This window comes from Rhizobium sp. M10 (assembly GCF_002531955.1).
GTDB classification, from domain to species: domain Bacteria; phylum Pseudomonadota; class Alphaproteobacteria; order Rhizobiales; family Rhizobiaceae; genus Rhizobium; species Rhizobium etli_C.
Genome location: NZ_NWTA01000084.1, coordinates 1 through 726 on the forward strand (window position 1 = coordinate 1; position 726 = coordinate 726).

1 protein-coding gene is annotated in these 726 nt (G+C 65.6%); it reads right to left on the minus strand.

The genetic code is table 11. The features are described 5' to 3' along the window. The coding region (locus tag CO671_RS33145; protein WP_170965085.1) for a cytochrome c-type biogenesis CcmF C-terminal domain-containing protein at positions 1–726 on the minus strand (726 nt) is incomplete at both ends.

The following is a 726-nucleotide window of genomic DNA, read 5'->3' on the forward strand; positions in this document are numbered from 1 at the left end:
GGCGCCGAGCAGATCGCCGCGCTTCCAGGAAAGCAGCGGCCCGAACGGCACGATGACGAGCAGCGGCGCCATCAGCAGGCTGAAGGTCAGGTTGAAGAAGGGCGGCCCGACGGAGATCTTGTCGCCGGTCAGCGTCTCCAAGAGCAGCGGATAAAGCGTGCCGGTCAGGACCGTGCCGCAGGCGACCGTCAGGATCAGATTGTTGAGAACCAGCGCCGCCTCGCGCGAGATCGGCGCAAACAGCCCGCCGGCCGCAAGCTTCGGCGCCCGCAGGGCAAACAGCGACAGCGCTCCGCCGATGAAGAACAACAGGATGCAAAGGATGAAGACGCCGCGGGAGGGATCGCTGGCAAAGGCATGCACCGAGGTCAGCACCCCGGAGCGCACCAGGAAGGTGCCCATCAGCGACAGCGAGAAGGTCAGGATGGCGAGCAGCACCGTCCAGATCTTCAGCGCCTCGCGCTTTTCCATGACCAGCGCCGAATGCAGCAGCGCGGTGCCGGCCAGCCACGGCATGAACGAGGCGTTTTCCACCGGATCCCAGAACCACCAGCCGCCCCAGCCGAGCTCGTAATAGGCCCAGTAGGAGCCCATGGCGATGCCTAATGTCAGACAGGTCCAGGCGGCCAGCGTCCAGGGCCGCACCCAGCGCGCCCAGGCGGCATCGATCCTGCCTTCCAGGAGAGCGGCAACGGCAAAGGAGAAGCAGACGGAAAAGCCGACATA